Annotated in this window: 2 protein-coding genes and 4 pseudogenes; 3 read left to right on the top strand and 3 right to left on the bottom strand. The window is 63.5% G+C overall.

Going from position 1 to position 5,363, the window contains the following annotated elements; translation table 11 throughout:
- Window positions 1-555: 555 nt before the first annotated feature.
- Together VHL31_RS27080 and VHL31_RS23585 are read left to right on the top strand one after the other, a co-directional pair.
- Window positions 556-687, top strand: a pseudogene (locus VHL31_RS27080) (IS630 family transposase); the annotation flags it as partial.
- Window positions 682-804 carry a hypothetical protein gene (locus tag VHL31_RS23585; RefSeq protein ID WP_329663699.1) on the top strand — a complete coding sequence of 41 codons (123 nt, stop codon included), beginning with the start codon at window positions 682-684 and terminating at the stop codon, window positions 802-804. The pseudogene VHL31_RS27080 and the gene VHL31_RS23585, both read left to right, overlap by 6 nt.
- A gap of 170 nt (window positions 805-974) precedes the next feature.
- Here the strand turns inward: VHL31_RS23585 and VHL31_RS23580 are convergent, their stop codons facing one another.
- Together VHL31_RS23580 and VHL31_RS23575 are read right to left on the bottom strand one after the other, a co-directional pair.
- The gene (locus VHL31_RS23580) at window positions 975-1,916 is read right to left on the bottom strand and encodes a replication protein RepA (protein WP_329663698.1); all 942 of its coding nucleotides are present in this window, start codon (window positions 1,914-1,916) and stop codon (window positions 975-977) included.
- Window positions 1,917-2,860: 944 nt separating this feature from the next.
- A pseudogene (locus VHL31_RS23575) lies at window positions 2,861-3,574 on the bottom strand (hypothetical protein); the annotation flags it as partial.
- 135 nt (window positions 3,575-3,709) lie between these two features.
- Here VHL31_RS23575 and VHL31_RS23570 point away from each other — a divergent pair.
- Window positions 3,710-5,208, top strand: a pseudogene (locus VHL31_RS23570) (IS701 family transposase).
- Between the two features lie 15 nt (window positions 5,209-5,223).
- Here the strand turns inward: VHL31_RS23570 and VHL31_RS23565 are convergent.
- A pseudogene (locus tag VHL31_RS23565) lies at window positions 5,224-5,363 on the bottom strand (IS481 family transposase); the annotation flags it as partial.

Raw genomic sequence — 5,363 nt, 5'->3', positions numbered from 1 at the left:
CGTCCTCCCTCGGCCCTGGCCGGGCGCACACCCGATGAGGCATACGTGCCAACTGGCATGGCAGGATTGGTGGCCTGACAACCACCAGAACCGAGCTTATCAGCCGCCAAGCTGTCCGATGAGAAAGGGCGGCTTCTATCGTCACAGCACAGCGCAGGCAGCCCAGGACATCGTCGAGTAGCAACAGCGTGCGTCGGCGGAACTCGACGACAATGACCCTCTCGGCCCTTGTGAGCACCGGGCTGCGTGGCTGGCCCGGCCCGTCCGCGCAGCGGCTGTAAAGGTGCCCGGACACCATCTGGCGATGGTCTTCGGGTTCAGCCGATGGCTGGTGGCCAGGGCGCGGGCCGGTTCTTGCGACGCTTGGACTTCGGCTGAGATGCGTGGCGTCGTACAGGCTCTAGGCATGAAGGCCTGCTGCCACAGCGCGTCTCCCTTGCACGGGACAATGCACCACGATGGTCCGGGACCGTTCACCTGGCGAAGAGGAGGTGGCGGCCACCGCTATCCACCGAAGCACCTGATCAATGGTCGGGATGAGCCGGACCCGGGGTTGGCCTGCGGCTGCATCGGACGGAGACGTTCAAGCTTCCGAAGAGCCTTGGCCTCTACCTGAACCCGCCGCACCAGGCGCTGGTGCTGTGCATCGACGAAAAGCCGCAGATTCAACGGGCGCAGCCAATGCTGAAGCGAGCGCACCTCTACCTGCACTTCGCCCCGGCCCCCTGGCTCAACCCGGTCGAGTGCTGGTTCGCCCTGCTGGCCCAGCGCGGCCTGTTCACCAGTGTTCAGGAGTCTGCGTGAGTAATTCGACACTACATCAAGGATGTGAACAGAACTCTAGTTCATTTGTCTGGACCAAAAGTGTCGACGCCGTTTCGCCAGCGTCGTCCGCTTCTGCCAACGAACTTCCAACCCAGCCCATCAGGGTTGGACCCTTTGGCCCGCGCGTTCGATGCAGTCGACGCTGCCGATCAGCGCCCCTTGATGTAGCTGACTCCGCGCGCCGGCGCCGGCGGTGCCGACGGCATCAGGATCAGCCCGTTCTCGTCGGCGCCCACTTGGGCCTGTGGGTACACGAGCATCGCGTCGTCGAGCGCTTCCTTGAACTTCGCACGGAAGTCGCGTGCCCGCCCATAGTTCGGGCCGAACGCCTGGTGAAGCGCGTTCCACGACACCGGCCGTGCCTTGACGAGGGCATGGAGGCGGTAGGCCAGCCAGATGTAGACGTCCAATGCCAGCGACTTGCCGGCAAGGTGGCGGATGGCCGGCTCGAACAGCACGGCCGGGTGGCGCAGCAGGGCTTGGTAGAAGCTCTCCGACAGCTCGACGGCCTGGGGAAACATGTCGCCCTGTCGTTCGTCGTGCTCGATGTTCAGGTTGAACGAGCCGCGGATGATCGTGTCCTGCCAACGCTCGGTGCCGCGCTCGCCCTGATAAGCCACCGTCATTAGCGAGCGCTCGATCCTGAGCGCCTGCTCGCGCGCGGCACGGTAACCCTTGCCGGAGTTGTCCAGCCCCATGGCACGCAGCCAGGCATGCATGGACCGGCCCAGTTCCACTTGGCGTGAGCGGTTACGATAGGCTTCGGACTGCAGGTAGATCAGCATCAGCCGCCCGGTCGAGCCATAGGGCACACCAAAGTACCGGCCGGTCTCGTCGCGGGTCGGCTGGATCATCAGGGTAGCGCCGTCGCCGTTCGATCGGACCCAAGGCTGGTCCGCGACAGTCGCCTTGTGGGGCAGGTAGATCGTGCACATTACCGAGTGCAGACGCACCAGCGCGCCTGGATTCTCGACCTCCTGGACCAGGATATCCGCGGCGGTCTTGAGGTCGGCACGCTCTTGAGCGTCCTGCGCCTCCTGAAGGGCCTGATCCAGGCCTAAGCTCATGACGCGCTGATGCAACTCTGCCATCACGACCTCGTCCAAAGCTCGTCCGAGATTCGAGGACGGAACCCGGTTGCGGGCTGGTCCGGCAGCCCTCCCCGAACACATCCCTGATCGGCTGCTTTCTGTCGACTCGGGATCCGGTCGCGCCCTACGCGATGATTTTGAATCTTCAGTTTTTGATTCGGAGTTCTTCCCATAGAGGTCGCGGCCAGATCCCGGGGGATAACCGCTTTTCGCGCGACCAGATCCCGAAGGAGCGACCAGATCCCGAACGCGATCCTGTGGACAAACGAAGCCTGCCGCGATCAGATCCCGGGGGATAAACGGCCTCAATCCGCGAGAACGAAGGGCAGCACCGGGGTCTTGAGCAGGAGATGAACGTCGAGCCGCGATATGAACGGTCGCCGACCGTTCATATTATCTCGTACTGTTGCGGATTGAACGCATCCTCTTGGTCGTAAGGAGTTCCTACCAAGCAGCCGTCATCTTCCACAGGTCCAGATGATCTCCTTGCGCGACTGGATCCCGAGGAATGAAGTCATAATCACTGTTCTTGTAGGCGACTAGCGGACGCAGTGGCGCGGCCTTCTCGTCTCGGTCGCATGATGGTTCGGTGTAATAGGCAGATGAACCCAATACTGTGCGGACTGCGGGATTGCTGCATCTGCGGTAATGCGATAGCGGAAGATGAACGGCGTCGTGTAGCGGACAATGCATTGTTCCCGCTCAGGATCCGGCCGCACATGCTGATCGTGCAAGGTTATGCCGTTACTGCCTCCTGACAGTGGTCGTTTCAGGAAGTGGACCGATCGCCATTAGGCGATCAGTGGCCGGCGACCATGGTGTGCCGCCGCCTAGCCAGGCGGTGACCGTATCATGCAGAAGGGCAGCGGCACTGGCCTTGGTAGCGGCGATTGGCCAAGCGACCTGACGAACCAGATCGCCCCCAAGCCCGCACCATTTCGTCGCCCCGGCGAGTGGGCTTTGGTGACCTTGCGGCCGACAACATCCCAAGCCACCTCGACAAAGGCCTTCTTGCCCAGGGCTGTGATGCTGATCGGCACCGGAAAGCGCTCAAGGAAGGTGAAGAACCGGTCGCTAGGGAGGTAAGGTCATGGGTCTGGATGCGGTAGAGCACCACAGTCCTGGCCTTGAGACCACCTCATGGGTCATCGACAGTTCCTGGATGTCGTTGATCCCGTGCGCCAGCGGGTCATGGTAGGGGTTTTTCACGCCGATCCGCAGCATGTGAAGGATTACCTGGGCCTCCTTGGGATCGTTCTTGTCTCATCACGCCACAGCAGTCGGCGTGATCCGTGCATGACATGACGGCTGGCAGCAAACCGCCGAGGTCCGTTGTGGAGCGCATCCCGCGTCCGCGCCAAGGCGATGGAGGAGACCTGCCAGACATCGAAACCGGCCTGAGCCGGACGCCAAGCGAGCGGTCGGTGGTAGTGCCCTGTCGGCCCGAAACCGATCATGATCGGGCGCCCCATGGCCTGGAGTTCCGCGACAAGTCGATCGTGCTTGGCACGCGTGTCGGTCCCCGTCAGGCGCCGGCGGCGGCGAGCATCGGGCAACTCGATCAGGGCCTCGTTGCGCCATTTCGCGATGGCGATGCCGACAAGAACCGCTCTTAAAGTGGAAGGTGATTGCTGGTCATGGCTGGTCCGCTCTCCCAGATGTGGCTGGCACCATCACCGTGGATACCTGCTAGCCAGCCGTGGCCGCCCTTGACAGACCTTAGCACTACCTTGGCAGAACCTGCAGCTGGCTGACCCCTTGCCATGTCCTGGTGGTTTGTCGGGGCGAAGTCGATGGCGCAGATGGACTGGCGGGAGGATCTGGAGGACTGGCTGGCGCCGTTTTTGAATGCCATGGGGCATAGGAAGCGGCGCCTGTGGGCGCCGGTCTACCTGCAGGGGCTGATCGGGCTGGGGGAACGCAAAAGCCTGCAGCCGACAGCAGCTCGGCTTGGTCGTCGCAGCCATGACCAACTTCATCACTTCGTCACAAGCACGACCTGGGACGATGCCTCCTTGCGCCGGATTCTGGTGGAGAAGGCGGATGGTCTGGTCGGTGGGCCTGATGCCGTGCTGGTGGTCGACGACACCGCCCTGCCCAAGCAGGGGAAGCACTCGGTGGGCGTGGCACGTCAGTACTGCGGCTGCCTCGGCAAGCGGGCCAACTGCCAAGTCCCGTCAGGGCCTCCTGGCCCTGATCGCTGCGCGATTGGATGATCGGCTGCTGCCGATCATGGTGTCGCTGACACTGGCCAAGAACGAGGTCCCGGTGCCGCTGGGTCTGCGCCTGTTCGTGCCAGAGACCTGGACAGTTGACGTGGATCGCTGTGATGAGGCTGGCATCCGGGCAGAGCACCAGCAGGTACTGGCGAAAACTGACATCGCGTTGATGGAGATCGATCGGGTCGTTGCCGCCGGCGCTCGCTTTGGTCGTGTGGTCGCCGACGCCGGCTACGGCAGCAGCGCCGCCTTCCGCTCTGGCCCGAGCAGGCGCGGCCTGGTCTGGGCGGTGGGCATCCCGAGGGTGCAGAACGTCTACACGACACAGGTCGAGTTGCACTGGCCCAAGGCCAGCACCGGCCGGCCGCGCAAGCACCCGGTGCCGAGTGAGGATCCGGTCCCAGCTGAGCAGGCGCTGGCTGGTGCGGAATGGCGCCGCATCTCGTGGCGGCGGGGTACGAAGGGGCCGCTTGCGGCTGAGTTCGCCGCCGTGCGGGTGCGCCCGGCCGCAGGTGAGCAGCTCAGGCAAGGCCGCCACCTGCCAGGCAACGAGGTCTGGCTGATCGGCGAGCATCGCAGTTCCGGCGAGCGCAAGTACCACCTGTCCAACCTGCCAGCCGACACACCGCTCAAGGAACTGGCGGCCACGATCAAGGCACGCCCTGGTCGGGCTCCTGCCCGACCCTCCAGCAGAGACGGATCGATTGCTCCTGCAATCGATGGATCTGCGAGCAGCCCCACCAGCAGATGAAGGAGGAACTCGGCCTCGACCACTTCGAGGGCCGCTCCCCGTGATGGCCTGCTGGCCATCACCCTTGCAGGGATGAATCGGCGAACCTGCTGGCCGCCGATGGACCGACCTGCATCGCCATACGCTCATGACCATGATCGCGCTCTGCTTCCTCCAGCACCTCCGGCTCCAGGAGTCGGGGAAAAAGCAAGCCAGCCGGATCCGCAGGACCACCACCACAGCCGACCCTGCCAGCCGTCCGGCAGCGGCTCGTCAAGCTGTTCCTCCACGCCTGGACCTGTTGCCCGCACTGCGGCAACAACCTCAGCTACCTACCTGCTAAAGTGCCAAGGTAGTGCTAGTTGTCTGGTCCCGGGATGAGGTGGTGTGGGTCGATTTTAAAGATGGAGGGGTTATCCTTGCAGGCATCGCAGATGGCCTTGAAGGGCGTCCGCCACAGTAGTGCCTTGAGGTGCCTGGCAAAGTTGCAGGCGGTGC

It is taken from the genome of Geminicoccus sp., assembly GCF_036263595.1.
Taxonomy (GTDB): domain Bacteria; phylum Pseudomonadota; class Alphaproteobacteria; order Geminicoccales; family Geminicoccaceae; genus Geminicoccus.
This window is presented reverse-complemented; position numbering and strand designations above follow the sequence as displayed.